Below are 18,827 nucleotides of genomic sequence, written 5' to 3'. Positions count from 1 at the left end.
ATATGATTATCAATGCGCTTGTTATCATCTTTCTGCTGTGGTTTTTATATCAGCGTTTTGCACCAGTAAAAGGTATTCAGCAAATAGCCACAACGGAGTTAAAAGCAAAGTTAAAAAATAAAAATAACCAGTTTATCGACGTGCGAACACCGCATGAATTTCGTACCAAACATATTAAAGGATTTCGAAACATTCCTTTATCAGAACTGCCAGCGCAAACAGGCCAACTTTCAAAAGACAGAGAAGTAGTTGTTATTTGTCAAAGCGGAATGAGAAGTATGAAAGCAAGTAAACTGTTGAAAAAGCAAGGTTTTACATCCATCACCAACGTTAAAGGCGGCATGAATACGTGGAGATAAATCAAGAAGGAGGAGACGTAGCGTGAAGACAATAGCAGCACAAGAAGTAGAACAATTAGTAAAAAAACAAGAACAAATTCACATTTTAGATGTGCGTGAAGTAGAGGAAGTAAAAACAGGTAAAATTCCAAACGCGTTAAATATCCCGCTTCCTTTATTGGAATTCCGTATGCATGAGTTAGACAAAACAAAGAACTACATTGTCGTCTGTCGTTCTGGAGGCAGAAGCGGAATGGCAGCTCGTTTTCTTGAGCAACAAGGCTATAGTGTAACGAATATGACAGGCGGAATGATGGATTGGAAAGGGGAAACGGTCTAATTTTTTTTAGAGGAAAATATACCCCTACTAGTATTTAAACCAAGGAGGAAAAAGAAATGATGCAAGCAAACTTCGTATTAGATGCAAAAGGATTAGCATGTCCAATGCCAATCGTAAGAACAAAGAAGAAAATGAATGAATTAGAAGCAGGTCAAGTACTAGAAATTCAAGCAACGGATAAAGGCTCTACGGCTGACTTACAAGCGTGGGCAAAAAGTACAGGTCATGAGTATTTAGGTACCGAGACAGAAGGTGACGTTCTTCATCACTTTCTTCGTAAAGGCGGCGCCGAAAAAAACATAACGCCAATTCCTGAAATTTCATTAGAAGAATTTGCGAAAAAAGTAGAGAATGATGAACACCTTCATATTTTAGACGTTCGTGAAGTAGAAGAATATGATGAAGCTCATATTCCAGGCGTTGTTCATATTCCGCTTGGTGAAGTAGAAAAACGTTCGAATGAACTAAATAAAGAAGATGAAATTTATATTATTTGCCACTCTGGAAGACGAAGTGAAATGGCAGGGCAAACGATGAAAAAGCAAGGATTTAAAAATTTAATTAACGTAGTTCCTGGTATGCGTGACTGGACGGGTAAAGTAGAATAACCAATGAATCATAATGGATTAAAAAACTTTGATATTTCATATACCTAAGGAGGTATTTTAATATGACAGTAAATGTACTTACTGCAAAAGAAGTTACATCTAAAATTATTAATAAAGAACCGCTATTTATCTTGGACGTTCGTAACGAAAGTGATTTTAGCGATTGGAAGATTGAAGGTCATTACTTCGATCATTTAAATGTTCCATACTTCGATCTTTTAGACGGAGTAGAAGAAATCTTAGAAAAAATCCCTTCTGATAAAGAAGTATTAGTTGTCTGCGCCAAAGAAGGTTCATCCGTGATGGTAGCTGAAATGCTTTCAGAAGCTGGTCTTACAGTATCGTACCTAAAAGGCGGTATGAAAGCATGGAGTGAATATTTAGAGCCTGTTAAAGTCGGTAATTTAAAAGACGGCGGAGAAATTTATCAGTTTGTTCGCATCGGTAAAGGGTGCTTATCTTATATGATCGTATCAAACGGTGAAGCTGCTATTATTGATGCGACGCGTATGGCGGATGTGTATATTAACTTTGCCAAAGAACTTGGAGTCACAATTAAGCATGTGTTTGATACGCACCTTCATGCAGATCACATTTCAGGAGGAAGAGTCATTGCGGAAGCAACAAATGCAGCTTACTGGCTGCCTCCAAAAGATGCAGAAGAAGTGATGTTTGACTACAAGGCGTTAGAAGAAGGCAGTGATGTCGTGATTGGTAACACAATGATTACGATTCATCCTCTTTATTCACCGGGTCATACGATTGGATCAACTTCTTTTATCATAGACGATCAATACTTGCTTTCAGGTGATATTTTGTTCGTCGATTCAATTGGACGTCCTGATTTAGCTGGTATGGCTGAAGACTGGGTAGGCGATCTGCGCGAGACGCTTTATACACGCTATAAAGCATTATCAGATGAGTTAATCGTACTTCCAGCTCATTTTATGATTATTGATGAGCTAAATGACAACGGCAGCGTAGCTGAAAAGTTAGGTACATTATTTGCAAAAAATCACGGCTTAAATATTGAAGACGAAGCAAAGTTCAGACACTTAGTAACAGATAATTTACCGCCGCAGCCAAATGCATATCAAGAAATCCGTGAAACTAATATGGGAAAAGTAAGTCCAGATGAAGAAAAACAGCGTGAAATGGAAATTGGACCAAACCGCTGTGCGATTCGCTAAGTAAAAAATTCAGCTTAAACAAAGGAGAGAGAGAAATGGAATCAAATAAAGTACTAGACGCAAAAGGGCTGGCATGTCCAATGCCGATTGTTAAAACAAAAAAAGCAATGAATGAACTAGAAGCAGGTCAAGTGTTAGAAATTCACGCAACGGATAAAGGGGCGAAAAATGACCTTGCAGCTTGGGCAAAATCTGGCGGTCACGAGCTTCTTCATACAGAAGAAGGCGACGTTCTTAAATTTTGGATTAAAAAAGGGTAAGGAATAATGAATGAAAAGGGTATCTCTTGTAAAAGATACCCTTTCCTTATATGAAACGGAGCGACTATAGATGGATCTTACATTTATCATCACGCTTTTTCTTATTGGATTTATTGGGTCGTTTATTTCCGGTATGGTCGGTATTGGCGGTTCTGTTATTAATTATCCGATGCTGCTATATATTCCTCCATTAGTAGGAGTAGGAGCATTAACAGCTCATCAAGTCTCAGGTGCAGGAGCTATTCAAGTGTTTTTTGCGACAATAGGCGGCGTATGGGCGTATCGAAAAAGCGGATTTTTAAACAAACCATTAATTATATATATGGGCAGCAACATTCTAATTGGGAGTATGCTCGGAAGCTACAGCTCGCATTATATGAGTGAAGAAGGATTAAACGTTGTGTACGGGGTTTTAGCTCTTATTGCGGTTATTATGATGTTTATTCCAAAGAAAAACTTAGATGGAATTAAAAGTGGCGAGCTTCAATTTAACAAAGGGTTAGCTTCTATTTTATCACTGCTTATCGGAGCCGTAGCAGGCATGTTAGGAGCAGGAGGGGCCTTTATTTTAGTTCCTGTCATGCTCGTAGTGCTTAAAATCCCAACTCGGATTACCATCGCAACTTCACTAGCCGTTACCTTTATTTCTTCCATTGGTTCAACGGTTGGAAAGCTGGTGACGCATCAAGTCCTATTTATACCGGCACTTATTTTAGTTGCTGCAAGCCTCATTGCTTCTCCGATCGGTGCAAAAGTTGGTCAGAAAATGAATACAAAAGTGCTTCAGTGGATTCTTGCCGGTTTAATTTTAGCAACGGCAATTAAGATTTGGTGGGGGCTACTATAAAAAAGCTATGGATTCCCATAGCTTTTTTTATATTGTTCCATTACTTTCCACATACGTTTCAAGCGCAGGATGAAATTCTTTTTGATAGTGGTTAGACGGACATACTTTCACAACAGTAGAGCGAAGGGCATTGGATTTTGATGTATTTAACACTTGCTTACATTTTGGGCATCGTTCATTAAACAGTAAATGAAACCATTTCACTTTTCATCACTCCTGTATTAAAACCTTTAAATCTTATCGAGTTAATAAGAATTATAACGAGTTTTATAGGGGAGATCAATGAAAAGGGAAGAAATCTTACAAAATAGTTTACTAAGATAAATATATTTGTATAAAAATTAAGAATTTGTAGAATTTATTGTTTATTTATTTGATTTTTATGTTATCCTTTTTAACATACATTAAACACAAGGCCATAATTATCGTACGACCTTTGATTTGTATTACAGATAGTGAATGAGAAAAATATATTGAAAGGAGAAAGGGAGAGTCAGAGAGGGTGCGAATGTTAGTTGTCTGTTAAAAAGGCATCTTGCACGGTAACTGTCTGATTTCATAAAGGTAATTGTCCACAGTTATTTTTCTGACTATTCGAATAATTAATGTTAAAAGTTTAAAATCTAAAAAAGGAATGATCATCAATGAAAGATAAATTTGCCCAACGAGCTAGTCTTGTAAAATCCTCTGAAACGCGCGAAATTTTAAAAGTCACGGAACGACCAGAAGTGATTTCGTTTGCAGGAGGACTTCCCGCGCCGGAGCTATTTCCCGTTGAAGCAATGAACGAGGCGTGCCGTGCCGTATTAAATGAAGATGGAGCCGCTTCGCTTCAATACAGTACAACTGAAGGCTATATTCCTTTAAGAGAAGCCATCTCTACACGAATGAAGCATATCGGCATCGAGTCCACGGTTTTAAACATTTTAATTACGTCCGGATCTCAGCAGGCAATCGATCTTACCGGAAGACTGTTTCTTAATGACGGAGACGTGGTAATCTGTGAAAGTCCAACGTATCTAGCAGCCATCAACGTTTTCAAATCTTACAATGCAACGTTTGTAGAAGTAGATATGGACGAAGACGGAATGATTATGGAAGAGCTAGAGAAAAAGCTTCAGGAAAATCCGCATGCTAAATTTATTTATACAATCCCAGATTTTCAAAACCCTACAGGGCGCACATTAGCGCGGGAAAGACGTCAGAGAATGATCGAGCTTGCGAACGCCTATGACGTGCTAATTGTGGAAGACAATCCTTACGGAGGCGTTCGATTTGCAGGAGAAACGCTGCCGCCGGTTAAGCATTTTGATACAGAAGGCAGAGTTATTTATATCAGCACATTTTCTAAAATCTTTGCACCTGGTCTTCGAATCGGCTGGGTGTGTGCGGACGAAGCTTTTATTGATAAGTACGTAGCGTTTAAGCAAGTGGCTGACTTACACACGGACAGCTTTGCTCAGCGGGTAACGGCTAAGTATATGGAGCTTTATGATATCGAAGAGCACATTCAAAAAATTAAAGCCGTATACAAAGAGCGATGTACCCAAATGTTATCGTGCATTGAAGAATTTTTCCCGGAGAATTTGTCTTACAGTAAGCCAGAAGGCGGATTGTTTATTTGGGTGGAACTGCCCAAAGGAATCGATTCAGCACATATCTTTTCAGAATGTCTAAAAAATAACGTAGCCTGCGTTCCGGGAACACCATTCTTTCCAAACGGAACAAGAAACAATGCGCTGCGCTTGAATTATTCTAATATGTCTGCTGAACAAATCGTTGAAGGCATGAAGCGCATGGGAGACGTATTGCATCGTGAATTGACAAGGGAAACGACTGTTTTATAAAAGAAATGGAAAAATCAAATAAAGCAATTTTATTGATTCATGAAATATACGGTGTGAACGATCATATGAAGTTTATGAAAGAGAAATTGTCTAAGTTAGAGGCAGATATTATCTGTCCTAACTTATTATCTAAAGACGTTCCTTATCGTTATGCAGAAGAAGACATGGCTTATCAAAACTTTGTTCAAAACATCGGTATTGATGAGGGTTCAAGACAAATTACTAACATGTTAATTCAACTAAAACAGGAATATGAAGAAGTAGGAGTTATAGGCTTCAGTGTAGGAGCCACAATATCGTGGCTATGCAGTGAAAACAATTTGTGTGACTTTGTGATAGGCTGTTACGGATCTCGCATTAGAGACTATATAAATAGACGTCCTGTGTGTCCAACTCTTCTTATTTTTCCTGCTGAAGAGCAAACATTTGATGTAGACTGTTTAATAAACTCATTAGAGCAAAAAAGAGAGCCGCTTTTGAAAATCAAAAAGTTTTATGGATTTCATGGGTTTATGAATCCTTTTTCAAAAACCTTTAATAAAGAATCAGCGGACGAAGCCTTCCAAACCATAAGTGATTTTCTCGAAAAAAACTTAGCTGATAACCAGTATTATAATGAAAGTGATACCTTACAATAAGCAGAAACTGACCCTTTTTCAGTACATATACATGTATTAACATTTTCTTTAGACGTATTGAAAAGGGGCGAGGTTATGCTAAAGTCAGTTGAGCTTGTAGGAACAGCAGTAAAGCTAGTACCGCTTGAAAAAATGCATGAGCAAGGACTCTATGAAGCTGCAAAACCGAAAGAAATTTGGGAGCATCTCCCGGTAAAAGTTCATAGTCTAAGTGATATGAAACAGCTGATTGAAAGTGCTTTAAAAGCCAAGCAAGAGGGAAGAGAGCTGCCTTTTGCTGTGTTTGATATAGAGTCACATTCGATTGTAGGAAGCACAAGATTTTTAGATATATCACTTCCCAACAAAAGCGTAGAAATAGGGTGGACGTGGTATCATCCATCCGTGTGGCGAACGCGAGTTAATACGGAGTGTAAGTATTTATTATTAAAACACTGTTTTGAGGAGCTGAAGTTTCATAGAGTTCAATTTAAAACGGATGTGCAAAACAATCGATCTAGAAAGGCTATTAAACGCTTGGGTGCCACGCAGGAAGGTGTCAGCAGAAAACATATGGTTTTACCTGATGGATACGTACGAGATTCGGTTATCTTCAGTATAATTGACGACGAGTGGCCGTTTGTCAAAAAGCGACTAGAAGGTTTTTTACATGCAGCCAGTAAGGGAAATAAAGAAAATGTCAGCAATTAATGGCATTTAAAGATAAAAAGCACAAGCTGTAGCTTGTGCCTTTGATCGTTAAAGAGCCGCTTTAATAATTTTTTTATAGTAAAGAACGGACAAAATACCAAAAATAGAGTAGAGGGCGGTATAGAGAATCATGACGATAATAATAGGTGTCCAAAGCTCTGTTCCAAACCAGAACCAGCCGGATTGGACGGCAAAATAGCTGTGAAGCAAGCCTACGGTTAACGGGATGCCGAAGTTAAAAAGCTGCTTAATTATTATCCCAGTTAATAAGTCTTTTTCAGTAAAACCTAATTTTCTAAGAATCGTATAGTTTGGTTTTTCATCTTCACTTTCATCCATTTGCTTAAAGTAAAGAATGCACCCTGATGTGATTAAAAAGGCTAGTCCAAGGAAAGCGACAATGAACATAATTAGACCCATAGTCTGCTTTTGGCTTTTTACCGTTTCGATACGCGAATCATTGAAAGTATGATTGCCCAATTTCATTTCTTTGAAAATCTCATTTGCTTTTGGTACGTCATTTTCTTGTGATATATCTATCCCTGTGTACACAGAAGATTCTCTTTGAATAGAAGGATCCACGTCTTTTTCCAGTTCATTAAACACGGAATCGGCTACAATCACAGTAGGCATACCACTTGTAAAATAAGTAGATAAGAGAAATTTTCGATTTAAGCCTATATACTTTTGCGGAATGACTTTTTTCTTTCCTCTTAGCTCAATTTCTCCGGAATCTTTAAATGAATTTACTCGTTGAAGCATATCATTATAGCCGGTAAACAAAGTTTCATTTTGAGCTACATTTACACCACTAACAGATTTTTCACTAACAACCGAAACAACCATAGCGGACGAGTCTACCATCGGGCCTTCCAAATTATTTTCTAAGATGTTTTTTACGTTTGCTTTTACTTGGATGACGTCGATCTTTTTTTCCGTATATGCTATTTTCTTTCGATCCATCGCGGCTTTAAACGAAGCAGCGTCTTTTGTATTATTGATCGAAAAATCGTTAGGCACATAATCTTCAGCCGACTTTTCAGCAGAATAATAAGAGATGTAGCTCAAGCACAATAGGCCAATAGCCAGAGCCGATACGGTTGTAATAACCGTCAGCAACAGTGCATTTGATTTCATGCGAAACATAATGGAAGAAAGAGATAGTACATCGTTAATTGACAAATAGCCTCTTTTGCTTTTTCGCATGAGATTTAATAAAAATCGAACCGAGCCTTTATAAAACAAGTAAGTACCTATGATAACTGAAGCTAAAATAGATACCATTGCGATGGACAAAGCATTCATGCTTGTAAAAGATCCGTCAAACAATTTAGCAGAAATATAGTAGCCGGAAGCAATAAAGATCATTCCAAGAATTCCAATAATAATTTCAAGTATACTGATTTTTTTTGTTTTGCTTTCTGTTGATGAAGTAACTCGGAATAAAGCCAAAATGGTCTGTCTTTTAATAAAAAGATAGTTCATCGTCATGATTAACAAATAGATGACGCTGAACACAATAAGCGTTTGAATCAAAGCTTCTTCTGAGAAGTGAAGCTTGGCAATGCCTTTGGTGTCCGTAATTTTAAATAAAACCATAATGATTACTTTTGAAAACGAAAATCCAATTAAAATACCGATAATCAGCGAGCTAAAGTACAGCATAAAATTTTCAGCGGTCAAAATACGGAAAATTTTTGTTTTGGTCATGCCAATTAGCTGAAATAAGCCAATTTCTTTACTGCGCCGCTTAATAAAAATCGTATTTGCATATAATAGAAAGATAGAAACAATAGCTACAAGTAAAACAGAAGCGGCCCGAACCGCTGCGCCTCCTTTAATGGAACCTTTGGTTGCATCAAGAGCGGGGTCATACTGCAGCGTGACAAAAGCAAAATATAAAGCTGCGCTGAAAATTAGTGCAAAAACGTATAAATAATAGTTTTTTACATTCTTTTTGAAGTTGCGGAAAATCAGCTGATTAATGTTCATGTTGAACTCCGCCTAGCACGCCTTGAGTTTTCATAATATCGTCAAAAAAGGCTTTTTGCGTTTGATCGCCTTTGTACAGCTGCGTATAAATTTGTCCGTCTTTTATAAAAATGACTTTGCTGCAGTAGCTGGCTGCCACTGGGTCATGCGTTACCATAACAATACTTGCGCTTCTTTTGTCATTAAGCTCGGTCAGTTTGTTTAGCAAATCGCTGGCCGCTTTTGAGTCAAGAGCACCCGTGGGCTCATCAGCAAAAATCATGCTTGGTTCATGAATAAAGGCTCTTGCAGCGGAAGTACGCTGCTTTTGTCCTCCTGAAATTTCACTTGGATATTTGTCTTTTAGCTCATAGATGCCGAGCTGTTTGGCTAGCGCGTCAAATTTTTTGTGAGCTACTGCTGAAGGAGTTTTTGCAACAGAAAGAGGCAAGAGGATATTTTCTTTTACTGTCAGCGTATCGAGCAAGTTATAGTCTTGAAAAATAAAGCCTAAATGTGTTTTTCGGAAGTTCGCTAACTGCTTTTCTTTCATTTTGCTAATTTCATTTCCTTCAATTTTGATGGTTCCACCGTTGATCTTATCAATAGAGGAAAGGACATTCAGAAGCGTTGTTTTACCTGAGCCTGAAGCGCCCATAATTCCTACAAATTCTCCTTTCATAATGGTAACATCTACACCTTTTAATACTTCTTGTCTGTTAAACTTATTTCCGTAGCTTTTATGAATATTAGTAGCTTCTAATATGTTCATATGTATTCACTCCTTTGATCTGATACGTTTATTATAGAAAAAGGGCTTTAGCTTTTCCTTTGATTCACCGAACAAATAACGAAAGCATGTGACATTTTTGTCACATGCTTTTCATATCCACAAAATCATTTGATTTAGGAAAGGCAAGTGTAAACGTTGTGCCTTCATTAAGAGCAGACTGCACGCCAATGTGAATAGAAAGAGCGTGCGCAGCTTTTTGAGCGAGATATAAGCCCATGCCTGTGGCACGGCTGTCTTCATGCTGCGTAGTGGAGGTGAAACCTTTCTCAAAAATGCGCGGCATATCTTGAGGAGAAATGCCCCGTCCGTTATCTTTTACCTCGATGTATACTTGACCGTGGTGCTCGTAGCTTCTAATCATCACATCAGATTCTTCACTGTACTTGACTGCGTTTGTTAACAGCTGTCTCATAATAAATGAAAGCCACTTTGCGTCACACAGTACACGTTCTGCCTGTAGGTCCACATCAAACCCAATATTTTTTTGCATGCACCAAGCTTGCAGCGTTTTGATCTCGGTGAAAATAAGGGACTCTAAATCCAGATGTTCAATATACATATCATTTTCAATAAAGAAAATGCGCTTTTGATGCAGCTGTTGATCAAGTAAAAAGTGAATACGTAGCCACTCGAACGTCAAGTTTGCTTTAACTTCTCGATTTTCTAAGCGTTCAATTATTAAATGCATCGCAGTTAACGGCGTTTTGATTTCGTGAATCCAAGCTAACAGTTCATCTTTTTCCTGCGTCACGTGCAGCTGAGTTTGCACGCCATCTTTTTTCACTTGTTCTAATTGTTGCATCAGATTTCGCTGAACAATCTTTTCAAAGGGGCGCAGCGGATGAGAAAGAGTAGAAGAATCAAAGAAGTCTTCTTCATCTTTTAACCCTTGGTAAAATTTCGTTTCTTTCTGGTAGCGGAAGACGCAGAAAATAAGAAAGATAATCGATGATAAAAACACGATATAAAGAATCGAAGACAGAGGAATGGATTCATCAATATACGCGATAAATAGCATAAAAAAATGTATGATAAAAAAGAAAAGGATCCAGCTTAGACGCTCGCGAATAAAGAGTTTAATCATAGCGTTCCTCTTCAATGGCTACGTAGCCCTGGCCGACTTTTGTTTCAATAAAAGTTCCCAGTCCAATTTCATCTAATTTTTTTCGCAGGCGATTGACGTTTACCGTCAGCGTATTATCACTGATAAACCGTTTATCTTCCCACAAACTATTAATCAGCTCATCTCGGCTTACAATCGTATTCTTTTTATGTATTAAGCATTTTAAAATAAAGATTTCATTTTTGGTTAAATCAATAGCTGTAGATCCCGCTGATACTTTATTTTTTTCGTAATCAATCGTTGCCCCTTGCCACGAAAGAAGGTTTACTTGTTCAACGCTGTAGTTATACACGCGCCGAAGAAGAGCCTGTATTTTTGCTACAAGCACATCAAAATGAAACGGCTTTTGCACAAAGTCGTCTGCTCCAAACTGCATAGACATTACCATATCAGAAGGATGATCACGTGAAGATAGGAAGATGATAGGGATTTTTGAATGAGAACGAATCATTCTGCACCAGTGAAATCCGTCATACTTCGGCAGCTGAATATCCATAATCACTAAATCAGGTTTTAACTCACTAAACTCCTGCATAACGTTACTGAAATCATGGATGCCATAAACATCATACGACCATTGCTCCAACCGCTCTTTTAGTTCATTAAACAGGGTTATATCATCTTCAATTAAAAGAAGTTTAAACAACAGTACTTACCACACTTTCTGTTTTTATACTCATTTTATAGTAATATCCTTTTATTTACCATATATGTTAGTAGATTCATAGGTGTTCTTTTTAAAATGTGAAAGAATAGCCCTCGCTGAGCATAGTTTATAAACATACGTTGAACTCTAGCGAGAAAAGGAGAGCTGTTATGAAAGCAATGGTATGTACAAAGTATGGTAAACCAGATGTTCTTCAGCTTGAAGAAGTGGAAAAGCCTATTCCAAAAGAAAATGAAATACTGATAAAAATTCATGCCACCACGGTCACATCGGGCGACTGCAGAGTGAGAAGCTTTAATAGTCCACTGCTACTGTGGCTTCCAATGCGAATAGTTTTAGGATTACGGAAGCCTAGACAATCAATACTAGGCGTAGAGATGGCTGGAGAGGTAGAGGAAGTCGGAAAGAACGTAACGCGGTTCAAAAAAGGCGATCAGCTGTTTGCGATGACAGGTATGAAGTTTGGAGGATATGCGGAATATATCTGCCTACCAGAAAAGGGGACAATAGCCGTAAAGCCAGAGAATGTAACCCATGAAGAAGCCGCTTCAATTTCTTTCGGCGGCACGACGGCTCTGCATTTTTTTAGAAAAGGAAACATTCAAGCTGGGAAAAAAGTGCTTATCTACGGTGCTTCAGGTGCCGTAGGAACTGCCGCTGTACAGCTTGCCAGCTATTACGGAGCTGAAGTGACAGGCGTGTGCAGTGCTAAAAATAGTGAATTAGTAAAGTCTTTAGGAGCAGACCGCGTCATCGACTACCAACACGAAGATTTTACTAAAAAAGAAGAAAGATATGACCTTATCTTTGATGCTGTTGGAAAAATCATAAAAAATGAGTGCAAGGAAGCGTTAGCCTTAAATGGACGCTTTGTTTCGGTCGAAGGGCAAGGAATTGCTAAAGTGCAGACGGATGATTTATTGCTTCTTAAAAAACTGATGGAAGAAGGGCAAATTAAATCAGTGATTGATAGATGCTACTCTTTAGACCAAATTCCAGCAGCTCATGAATATGTAGAAACTGGACGTAAAATAGGAAATGTAGCTGTAGTTTTGCGGGAATAAAAGTAAGTATTCAAAAAACTAATTTGACTTATGAGTATAGTCAAACGAAGGAGGAGTTTGTTATGACAGTCAAATCAATCAGTGAATACAGCGTCACAGAAAGCTTGAAGAAGCAGGTAATTGAGTGGAGAAGACATTTTCATCGCTATCCTGAATTATCGTTTCAAGAGCACCAAACGTCTCAGTTTGTTGAAGATACGATTCGTTCGTTTGGAAGCTTTATCATTACTCGTCCTACACCAACAAGCGTGATGGCTAGATTAATAGGAAAAGAACAGGGGAAAGTAGTTGCGATTAGAGCGGATATGGACGCGCTGCCGATTAAAGAAGAAAACACGTTTGCATTTGCCTCGGTTCATAAAGGCGTGATGCATGCATGCGGACATGACGGTCACACGGCTATTTTATTAGGAGTAGCTTCTGTTCTTTCTCAATTAGGAAATGAATTTAAAGGAGAAATTCGCTTGATTTTTCAACACGCAGAAGAGCTGCTGCCCGGGGGAGCGCAGGAACTTGTGAAAGAAGGCGTGATGGAAGGTGTGGACTACGTAATTGGCACGCATTTGAATTCTGGGCTTCCCGTCGGAGAAATTGGCGTACTTGCAGGTCCTATGATGGCTTCGCCTGACACGTTTAACATATCGATTAAAGGAAAAGGAGGGCACGCCGCAGCGCCTCATGAAGCAGTTGATGCCATCGTTGTAGGAGCGCAAATTGTGACGAACCTTCAAACGATTGTTTCAAGAACGACGAATCCAATCGATAAATTAGTCGTATCGGTTACACAATTCCATGGAGGAACTACGCACAACGTACTTCCTGATAAAGTGGAGCTTAACGGTACCGTTCGAAGCTTTGACGCGGCTCTGCGAGAAAAAGTTCCAGCACAAATTGACCGAATTGTAAAAGGATTAACAGAAGCCTACGGCGCAGAGTACACGTTTACGTATGAAAAAGGCTATCACCCTGTCATTAACTCTGAAGAAATTACAAGGTTAATTGAAGAAACAGCCATTGAAGAATACGGAAAAGACCGTGTAAAGACGCTGTCTCCTAAGATGGGAGGAGAAGATTTTTCAGCTTACCTGCAGGAAACGGAAGGAGCATTTTTTAACATTGGAGCGCGAAATGAAGAACAAGGCATCGTATACCCTCATCATCATCCGAAGTTTGCCGTAGATGAAGCCTCGCTTGAAGTGGGCGTAAAGATGTTTTTGCGCATAACAGAAAAGCTATTGGCTCGTTAAAAAAATTTAGACATAAAATTACTCCAATCTAAAGACGAAAAAAAGGACAAAGGAGCTCGTATGGGTCGCTTGTGACACCGCTGTTGGTTTCCGTGCAAGACTTCGCTTTCCGCGGGCGGGCGCTGAGCCTCCTCGTCGCATACGCTCCTGCGGGGTCTCACCTGTTCCGCTTTTCCCGCAGGAGTCTTCGTCTTCTTCTCCAACCAACAGCTAGAAGCTACTACATAGATTAAATTTACGTTCGCCAGCACAATGAAAAGATCCCAACGGTTTATGGTTCGGATCTTTTTTCAACTAAACTACGTTTGTCCCACCCACTCTTCTCTACGACATCTTACTTCGTATCTTTATAATTCGTCGCAAATCCTGCTGCGATTAAACCAATTAGACCCAGCACTCCTACAATAACCGTTATGACCATTATGCTCACCTCAATCGCTCTGAATAATACGCTTTCATTTGTTTAATTTTACCATGATCCTTCATGTGAAAGAAGCTTTTCTTTTAAAGGCTCTAGCTTCTTAAATTTTTGATCGTAGCTTTGCCGTTTTAACATGTCATTAGTAATGATTAGCGCATCTTCTTTACGCCCTGCATACAAGTAAGCTTCAATGACTTCGTCAAATCCTTCTGAGTAAGGGAATTTTTCATATTTGGCTAGTTTAAATGAGGCGTCGTAGTGTTTCGTTGCTTGTTCATACTGCTTTAGTTTCAAAAGCATACGCCCGTTTGCTAAATGTAAATCAGCTCGTTCTAAATCGGTAAGGGTATGGAGTTCGATCCCTTGGTTGCGTATATCAAGAGCATCTTCATAGCGCTTTTTTTCTTCTAGCTCAAACGCTTTCTCATAAAAATGACCAAACTTCGTTAGCGGTCTTCTTGATTTATAGAACTTGTAAATACCGTATAGAATTAAAAGCAGTAACCAAAGCAACTCGTTCAGCTCTCTTTCTTTATGTATACTATTTATATTAAAGGAAATTAAATTCAATTGATAGATTTATGAAAGACGCTTGGAGGAATACGATGGTCATCAACCAGCAGATTTACCATGTAAAAGGACTTCAGTACATGATTCGTTCAGCTGACACTAGCGATGCAGACGAACTGTCTCACCTAAGAGTTCAGGTAGACGGAGAAACGGAAAACTTAGATCGTGAACCAGGAGAAGGGTATATGGACGAATCCGATTTTAAAAAACTCATTCAACGTGACACAGAAAGTAAACGAAACTTATTTTTAGTAGCAACTGTACATAATGAAGTTGTCGGGTTTTCAAGATGCGAAGGTAATGAGTTGAAACGATTTGCCCACAAAGTAGAGTTTGGCGTATGCATCGCAAAAGAATGTTGGGGATACGGAATTGGCAAAGAGCTTTTACAGCAGTCTATATTATGGGCAGATAGCGCGGGCATGAAGAAAATGACGCTAAATGTGTTAGAGACCAATAAAAAAGCGATTGATTTATATACAAAGTTCGGATTTGAAATAGAAGGAGTATTAAAAAATGACAAGCTGCTGTCTGACGGCAAGTACTATAGTACGGTTGTAATGGGAAGGTTTAATGAATAAGAGAACAAGGCGCTGATAAAACAGCGCCTTGTTTCTTTACTCTTGCGTTTCACGAACCCATTTGACAATATCATCAATGACATAAGAAGGAATGTTGGCTGAAACAGCATATTCATCGGGCGTGCTTTTTTCACCGGTTCCTTCTGTGAAAAAGTGGTTGAGCTTTGGATAAAGCTTAAAAGAAGTGTTAGAACGCTGAGATAAGCTTTGCTTCCAGCCTTTATTCAAAGTAATTAGATGATGGGCTTCGGTTCTGAAATTGTAGTGCCAGAAACGGGAATTACTTTGCAAAACCGCGGTCACAATTTTTCGATGGATCCTAATCACGATAACTGCCTTGCCCCGAACAAAAAAACGTTTCATACCATTATTCCAGGCTTTCTTACTAAAAATAATGAACCTGTAGGACCGTTTGGCGTGATGGGCGGGTTTATGCAGCCGCAGGGACATATGCAAGTTGTCATGAATACGATTGACTTTCAGCTTCATCCTCAAGCCGCTTTAGACGCGCCAAGATGGCAGTGGAAAAAAGATAAAACCGTGCTTGTTGAGCCAAATTTCCCTTCGTATGTAGCACAAGCGCTTGAACGAAAAGGACATAAAATTGAAATAGCCGTGGATTCTATGGCATTTGGGCGCGGACAGATTATTTGGAGAGATCCTGAAAGCAGCGTATTATGCGGAGGAAGTGAATCTCGAACGGACGGATTTGTGGCTGGATGGTAAGAACAAAATAGATCAAGAAAAAAGCCCGTACTGAGTAGAGCTAGGCTTTTTTCATGTCTCAACCATATGTATAAATCTTTCCAAAGAACTGAAAACTAAAACAAACATGTACGTAAAGAGAACGTGATTAGAACAACCGTCTTAAGCTGCCAATCGACACGAAGGTATACTAACAACACTTGGTGAAAGGAGCGAAAAGGTTATGAGTAATAAAAAATTTGAAGTGAATTTTTTACGTACAATGCTGATTATAGGGCTGGGAATGCTCCCTTTTTTATTTAGAAAACCACTGATCAAAGACTGGCTGCTGGCTTATGCATTTAATGCATTAACAAATGGGATTATTGATAAATTTATTGTCTCTCATGGCCTTCTTCGATATCCAACTCGCTTACTGAAAAAACAGTTTAGAATTAATGTGTTGTTCGACTTTTTACTGTATCCTAGCATATCCGTTATGATTAATCAGGCTACATATCACGATAAAGGGTTAAAGATTTTATATAAAATTGTGCTTTTTACGATTCCCATGTTTTTTATTGAATTATGGGCTGAAAAACGAACGAAGCTCATCGAATGGAAAACAGGCTGGATGTGGTACCACACCTTTATTAGCGTAACGTTAAAATCGTACCTTAACCGAATGCTGATTGGATGGATTCGAAAAATTGAAAAGAAGCAGGACGAAATGAAAATAAAATAACATTGGTTCTAAAAACGACGTTAGAGAGGTGAACAAAGGTGCATATTTCTATCCTTCTATGGCTGATTTTTCAAAACATCCAAAAGAAAACGTGGAAAAAAATTCACGAGCTTTATGCTGGGGTTTTATACGTGAGCTTTTTTAATATTCTTTATTACTTTTTATGTAACGATAAGTTGCTTTGGGATTTTAAATCTTCTCATCTTTCATTAAAAGTACTGCGTATTTTACACCTTATGTTTATTACGCCTCTCATGGTTTTGTCGTTCTTAGCTACTTATCCGCCTACACTTCTTAAACAGGTAAAGTATATTACAAAATGGGTATGTACAGCTTCATTTGTAGAATGGATTGGACTCAGATGCAAAGCCATTACCTTTAGGCACGGCTGGCATTTAGGGTGGTCAGCACTTATTTATGTAATGATGCTTATCTTCTCGAGATGGTTTCAAAAAAAGCCTTTTGTCGTCTTGCTGCTCTCGGTTTTTGCAACAGTAGTTCTCAGCATTATTTTTAAAGTTCCTGTGAGCAAACGGATGCTAAAACATCCGCTGAAACGAATATTGACTCGGCCTTTAAAAGATCATGTGACTCAAGCTGTTGCGAATAAAGTAAGGCGAAAATGCCTGCTTCTCAAGCTGTTCTCGTAAGTTCCTGCTCTCTGTAAAGAGCAGGTTTTTTAGCTTACTGGAGGAATAACGTCCGTCAGCAGCAGAATAAAAAAAATCAGGCCCACTCCCGTAAAGCTTAAAGAAGCAAGAAAATAAGCCGTCCAACGCAAACGAAACGAATTATGTTCAATATTGGCTCCAGACATTAACCTCATGGAGTGAGTGTTATAGTGAGAATGAGCGCTGTTGCTTCCGCTGCTTGAAAACCAAAAAGTCAAAGCTGAAAACAAAAGTCCGCTAAAAAACATAAGCTCCATAAAACGAATAGACAAAAATGATGAGCACGCATAGGTTAATCCAGCTTCAATAAGCAGGGTAATAACAAAAATAAGCTGAGTTCTCTTCAAAAAATCCCCCCTTTTTTTTCTCTATGTCTACTTTTCATTATACAATAATTTACATGTATAAAAAGTCTCAAAAATGCTTTTATTATGATATAATGGTAATAAATGTATGGTTGAAAAAGTATTCAAAGTTCGTATGCATCACGATTATAAGCTCTTTTATAATGATGAGACTTACTATATACGCTGCGCTTAGCTTCAAGTGCGTAGAATGAAAGTGAGGAGTATGTATGGAGTTAGGAGAGACTGTGATTGCGATACTAGCAGCGGGAGCACTTTTGTTATACGGCACGTTAGAGCTTTGGTTTGCGCCTCGTAATTCTTCTTTTTTTAGAGGGTGGAAGCGAAAACTAGCCGTCATTTTACCGTTATATGCGGTTACATTCGGCATATGGTTCGTGTTTTTTTCGTAACAAAAAGTCTTACAAAAAGGAGGAATGAAAAATGGAAATCAATTCATACCTCATTCGGTTTTCATGTATGCTGATGCTCATGTTTGGAGGGTTATTTATTATACGGTATGTAAAAACAGGGGACTTTTATTTAGATCAGCTTCTTGTCTTTGGAGCGGGTTTTGTTCTGTTTATCGGCTCACTTATTTGGAAAAGAAAACATCAGCAGCAAGGAAATAGAAAAGCTTGTTAAACGTATAAAAATGTGACAGTATAAAACAGAGAAAAAACGTAATCTCGTAATCGTACCATTGGCTACGAGCTGCTGCTGGAGGAAAAGAAAATGAATGTACCTAATTGCCCAAGCTGTCAATCACAGTATACATATGAAGATGGAAACCTGTTCATCTGCCCGGAGTGTGCGCATGAATGGGGTCAAGATGAAAAAGCAGAAGGCACGGAAGAACAGCTTACTGTAAAAGATGCAAACGGTAATGCTTTAAAAGACGGAGATTCAGTTACTGTCATCAAAGACTTAAAAGTAAAAGGAAGCTCATCGGTTGTAAAAATCGGAACAAAAGTAAAAAGTATTCGTTTAGTAGAAGGCGATCATAACATCGACTGCAAAATTGATGGATTTGGAGCAATGAGCTTAAAATCTCAGTTTGTGAAAAAAGCATAACAATAAAAAAAGTCAGGATGAAGAAGACTTTCATCCTGACTTTTTTTATGCATTTTAACGGGTAAGGTGAAATATATAGACCATTTTGTCTATTTTAGAAGGAATTTAGTCAAA

The 18,827-nt window shown here is 38.5% G+C and carries 25 protein-coding genes and 2 pseudogenes; 18 read left to right on the top strand and 9 right to left on the bottom strand.

The features are described from left to right. Positions 1-2: 2 nt before the first annotated feature. The 6 genes from MMB68_RS08750 to MMB68_RS08725 all read left to right on the top strand — a co-directional run bounded on the left by MMB68_RS08750 (position 3) and on the right by MMB68_RS08725 (position 3,583). On the top strand, positions 3-359 hold the full coding sequence (locus MMB68_RS08750) for a rhodanese-like domain-containing protein (protein WP_264408053.1): 357 nt from the start codon (positions 3-5) through the stop codon (positions 357-359). A 22-nt stretch (positions 360-381) separates the two neighbouring features. Continuing rightward, positions 382-678, top strand: coding sequence for a rhodanese-like domain-containing protein (locus MMB68_RS08745; protein WP_269871205.1), 297 nt, complete (start codon positions 382-384; stop codon positions 676-678). A gap of 56 nt (positions 679-734) precedes the next feature. Then, positions 735-1,286 carry a sulfurtransferase TusA family protein gene (locus MMB68_RS08740; protein ID WP_277548558.1) on the top strand — a complete coding sequence of 184 codons (552 nt, stop codon included), beginning with the start codon at positions 735-737 and terminating at the stop codon, positions 1,284-1,286. Between the two features lie 62 nt (positions 1,287-1,348). After that, entirely contained in the window at positions 1,349-2,476 is a 1,128-nt protein-coding gene (locus MMB68_RS08735) for an MBL fold metallo-hydrolase (protein ID WP_269871203.1), read from the top strand. 35 nt (positions 2,477-2,511) lie between these two features. Further along, on the top strand, positions 2,512-2,736 hold the full coding sequence (locus MMB68_RS08730) for a sulfurtransferase TusA family protein (RefSeq protein ID WP_042992027.1): 225 nt from the start codon (positions 2,512-2,514) through the stop codon (positions 2,734-2,736). A gap of 70 nt (positions 2,737-2,806) precedes the next feature. Beyond that, complete coding sequence (locus MMB68_RS08725) at positions 2,807-3,583, top strand: sulfite exporter TauE/SafE family protein (RefSeq protein ID WP_269871202.1); 777 nt, start codon at positions 2,807-2,809, stop codon at positions 3,581-3,583. Between the two features lie 27 nt (positions 3,584-3,610). Here the strand turns inward: MMB68_RS08725 and MMB68_RS08720 are convergent, their stop codons facing one another. After that, complete coding sequence (locus tag MMB68_RS08720; protein ID WP_264408042.1) at positions 3,611-3,787, bottom strand: hypothetical protein; 177 nt, start codon at positions 3,785-3,787, stop codon at positions 3,611-3,613. 440 nt (positions 3,788-4,227) lie between these two features. Here MMB68_RS08720 and MMB68_RS08715 point away from each other — a divergent pair, with 440 nt between their 5' ends. The 3 genes from MMB68_RS08715 to MMB68_RS08705 all read left to right on the top strand — a co-directional run bounded on the left by MMB68_RS08715 (position 4,228) and on the right by MMB68_RS08705 (position 6,758). After that, positions 4,228-5,430, top strand: a complete 1,203-nt coding sequence (locus MMB68_RS08715; RefSeq protein ID WP_269871199.1) for an aminotransferase-like domain-containing protein — start codon at positions 4,228-4,230, stop codon at positions 5,428-5,430. 5 nt (positions 5,431-5,435) lie between these two features. After that, positions 5,436-6,068 carry a dienelactone hydrolase family protein gene (locus MMB68_RS08710; protein WP_277548556.1) on the top strand — a complete coding sequence of 211 codons (633 nt, stop codon included), beginning with the start codon at positions 5,436-5,438 and terminating at the stop codon, positions 6,066-6,068. A 75-nt stretch (positions 6,069-6,143) separates the two neighbouring features. Beyond that, the gene (locus MMB68_RS08705) at positions 6,144-6,758 is read left to right on the top strand and encodes a GNAT family N-acetyltransferase (protein WP_277548554.1); all 615 of its coding nucleotides are present in this window, start codon (positions 6,144-6,146) and stop codon (positions 6,756-6,758) included. Between the two features lie 48 nt (positions 6,759-6,806). On the opposite strand, the gene MMB68_RS08700 is transcribed toward MMB68_RS08705, so the two are convergent. The 4 genes from MMB68_RS08700 to MMB68_RS08685 form a co-directional block, all read right to left on the bottom strand. Next, the gene (locus tag MMB68_RS08700) at positions 6,807-8,750 is read right to left on the bottom strand and encodes an FtsX-like permease family protein (protein ID WP_277548552.1); all 1,944 of its coding nucleotides are present in this window, start codon (positions 8,748-8,750) and stop codon (positions 6,807-6,809) included. After that, entirely contained in the window at positions 8,740-9,501 is a 762-nt protein-coding gene (locus tag MMB68_RS08695) for an ABC transporter ATP-binding protein (protein ID WP_277548551.1), read from the bottom strand. The genes MMB68_RS08700 and MMB68_RS08695 overlap by 11 nt, the downstream gene beginning before the upstream one ends. 100 nt (positions 9,502-9,601) lie before the next feature. Then, on the bottom strand, positions 9,602-10,606 hold the full coding sequence (locus MMB68_RS08690) for a sensor histidine kinase (RefSeq protein ID WP_277548549.1): 1,005 nt from the start codon (positions 10,604-10,606) through the stop codon (positions 9,602-9,604). Beyond that, a complete protein-coding gene (locus MMB68_RS08685) occupies positions 10,599-11,291 on the bottom strand; it encodes a response regulator transcription factor (RefSeq protein ID WP_277548548.1) in 693 nt (230 codons plus the stop codon). The genes MMB68_RS08690 and MMB68_RS08685 overlap by 8 nt, the downstream gene beginning before the upstream one ends. A 170-nt stretch (positions 11,292-11,461) precedes the next feature. Between MMB68_RS08685 and MMB68_RS08680 the strand changes: the two genes are divergently transcribed. Both MMB68_RS08680 and MMB68_RS08675 read left to right on the top strand, forming a co-directional pair. Further along, positions 11,462-12,376 (top strand): NAD(P)-dependent alcohol dehydrogenase, encoded by a 915-nt coding sequence (locus MMB68_RS08680; RefSeq protein ID WP_277548547.1) that lies wholly within the window; start codon positions 11,462-11,464, stop codon positions 12,374-12,376. Positions 12,377-12,438: 62 nt separating this feature from the next. Next, complete coding sequence (locus MMB68_RS08675) at positions 12,439-13,623, top strand: amidohydrolase (RefSeq protein ID WP_269871192.1); 1,185 nt, start codon at positions 12,439-12,441, stop codon at positions 13,621-13,623. 18 nt (positions 13,624-13,641) lie between these two features. Here MMB68_RS08675 and MMB68_RS08670 read toward each other — a convergent pair whose 3' ends face one another. Together MMB68_RS08670 and MMB68_RS08665 are read right to left on the bottom strand one after the other, a co-directional pair. Next, the gene (locus tag MMB68_RS08670) at positions 13,642-13,830 is read right to left on the bottom strand and encodes a hypothetical protein (RefSeq protein WP_221784052.1); all 189 of its coding nucleotides are present in this window, start codon (positions 13,828-13,830) and stop codon (positions 13,642-13,644) included. Between the two features lie 262 nt (positions 13,831-14,092). Continuing rightward, positions 14,093-14,557, bottom strand: a complete 465-nt coding sequence (locus MMB68_RS08665) for a hypothetical protein (protein ID WP_221784054.1) — start codon at positions 14,555-14,557, stop codon at positions 14,093-14,095. Positions 14,558-14,649: 92 nt separating this feature from the next. Between MMB68_RS08665 and MMB68_RS08660 the strand changes: the two genes are divergently transcribed. After that, positions 14,650-15,195 carry a GNAT family N-acetyltransferase gene (locus MMB68_RS08660; RefSeq protein ID WP_269871191.1) on the top strand — a complete coding sequence of 182 codons (546 nt, stop codon included), beginning with the start codon at positions 14,650-14,652 and terminating at the stop codon, positions 15,193-15,195. Positions 15,196-15,231: 36 nt separating this feature from the next. On the opposite strand, the pseudogene MMB68_RS08655 reads toward MMB68_RS08660, so the two are convergent. Then, positions 15,232-15,411, bottom strand: a pseudogene (locus MMB68_RS08655) (alpha/beta fold hydrolase); the annotation flags it as partial. 24 nt (positions 15,412-15,435) lie between these two features. Between MMB68_RS08655 and MMB68_RS08650 the strand changes: the two are divergent. From MMB68_RS08650 to MMB68_RS08640, 3 genes and pseudogenes are all read left to right on the top strand, one after another. After that, positions 15,436-15,921 (top strand): annotated as a pseudogene (locus MMB68_RS08650) (gamma-glutamyltransferase); the annotation flags it as partial. A gap of 202 nt (positions 15,922-16,123) precedes the next feature. Continuing rightward, complete coding sequence (locus MMB68_RS08645) at positions 16,124-16,624, top strand: CBO0543 family protein (RefSeq protein ID WP_269871190.1); 501 nt, start codon at positions 16,124-16,126, stop codon at positions 16,622-16,624. Positions 16,625-16,662: 38 nt separating this feature from the next. Further along, positions 16,663-17,274, top strand: a complete 612-nt coding sequence (locus MMB68_RS08640) for a CBO0543 family protein (RefSeq protein ID WP_115654402.1) — start codon at positions 16,663-16,665, stop codon at positions 17,272-17,274. A gap of 29 nt (positions 17,275-17,303) precedes the next feature. Here MMB68_RS08640 and MMB68_RS08635 read toward each other — a convergent pair whose 3' ends face one another. Continuing rightward, on the bottom strand, positions 17,304-17,642 hold the full coding sequence (locus MMB68_RS08635) for a hypothetical protein (RefSeq protein ID WP_269871189.1): 339 nt from the start codon (positions 17,640-17,642) through the stop codon (positions 17,304-17,306). 227 nt (positions 17,643-17,869) lie between these two features. Between MMB68_RS08635 and MMB68_RS08630 the strand changes: the two genes are divergently transcribed. The 3 genes from MMB68_RS08630 to MMB68_RS08620 all read left to right on the top strand — a co-directional run bounded on the left by MMB68_RS08630 (position 17,870) and on the right by MMB68_RS08620 (position 18,713). Next, positions 17,870-18,052, top strand: coding sequence for a hypothetical protein (locus MMB68_RS08630; protein WP_277447546.1), 183 nt, complete (start codon positions 17,870-17,872; stop codon positions 18,050-18,052). A gap of 31 nt (positions 18,053-18,083) precedes the next feature. Further along, complete coding sequence (locus MMB68_RS08625) at positions 18,084-18,284, top strand: hypothetical protein (protein WP_014459191.1); 201 nt, start codon at positions 18,084-18,086, stop codon at positions 18,282-18,284. Between the two features lie 90 nt (positions 18,285-18,374). Continuing rightward, on the top strand, positions 18,375-18,713 hold the full coding sequence (locus MMB68_RS08620) for a zinc ribbon domain-containing protein YjdM (RefSeq protein ID WP_221784065.1): 339 nt from the start codon (positions 18,375-18,377) through the stop codon (positions 18,711-18,713). The last annotated feature ends 114 nt before the right edge of the window (positions 18,714-18,827 follow it).

The organism is Priestia sp. Y58 (assembly GCF_029522095.1).
Classification (GTDB): domain Bacteria; phylum Bacillota; class Bacilli; order Bacillales; family Bacillaceae_H; genus Priestia; species Priestia megaterium_E.
This window is presented reverse-complemented; position numbering and strand designations above follow the sequence as displayed.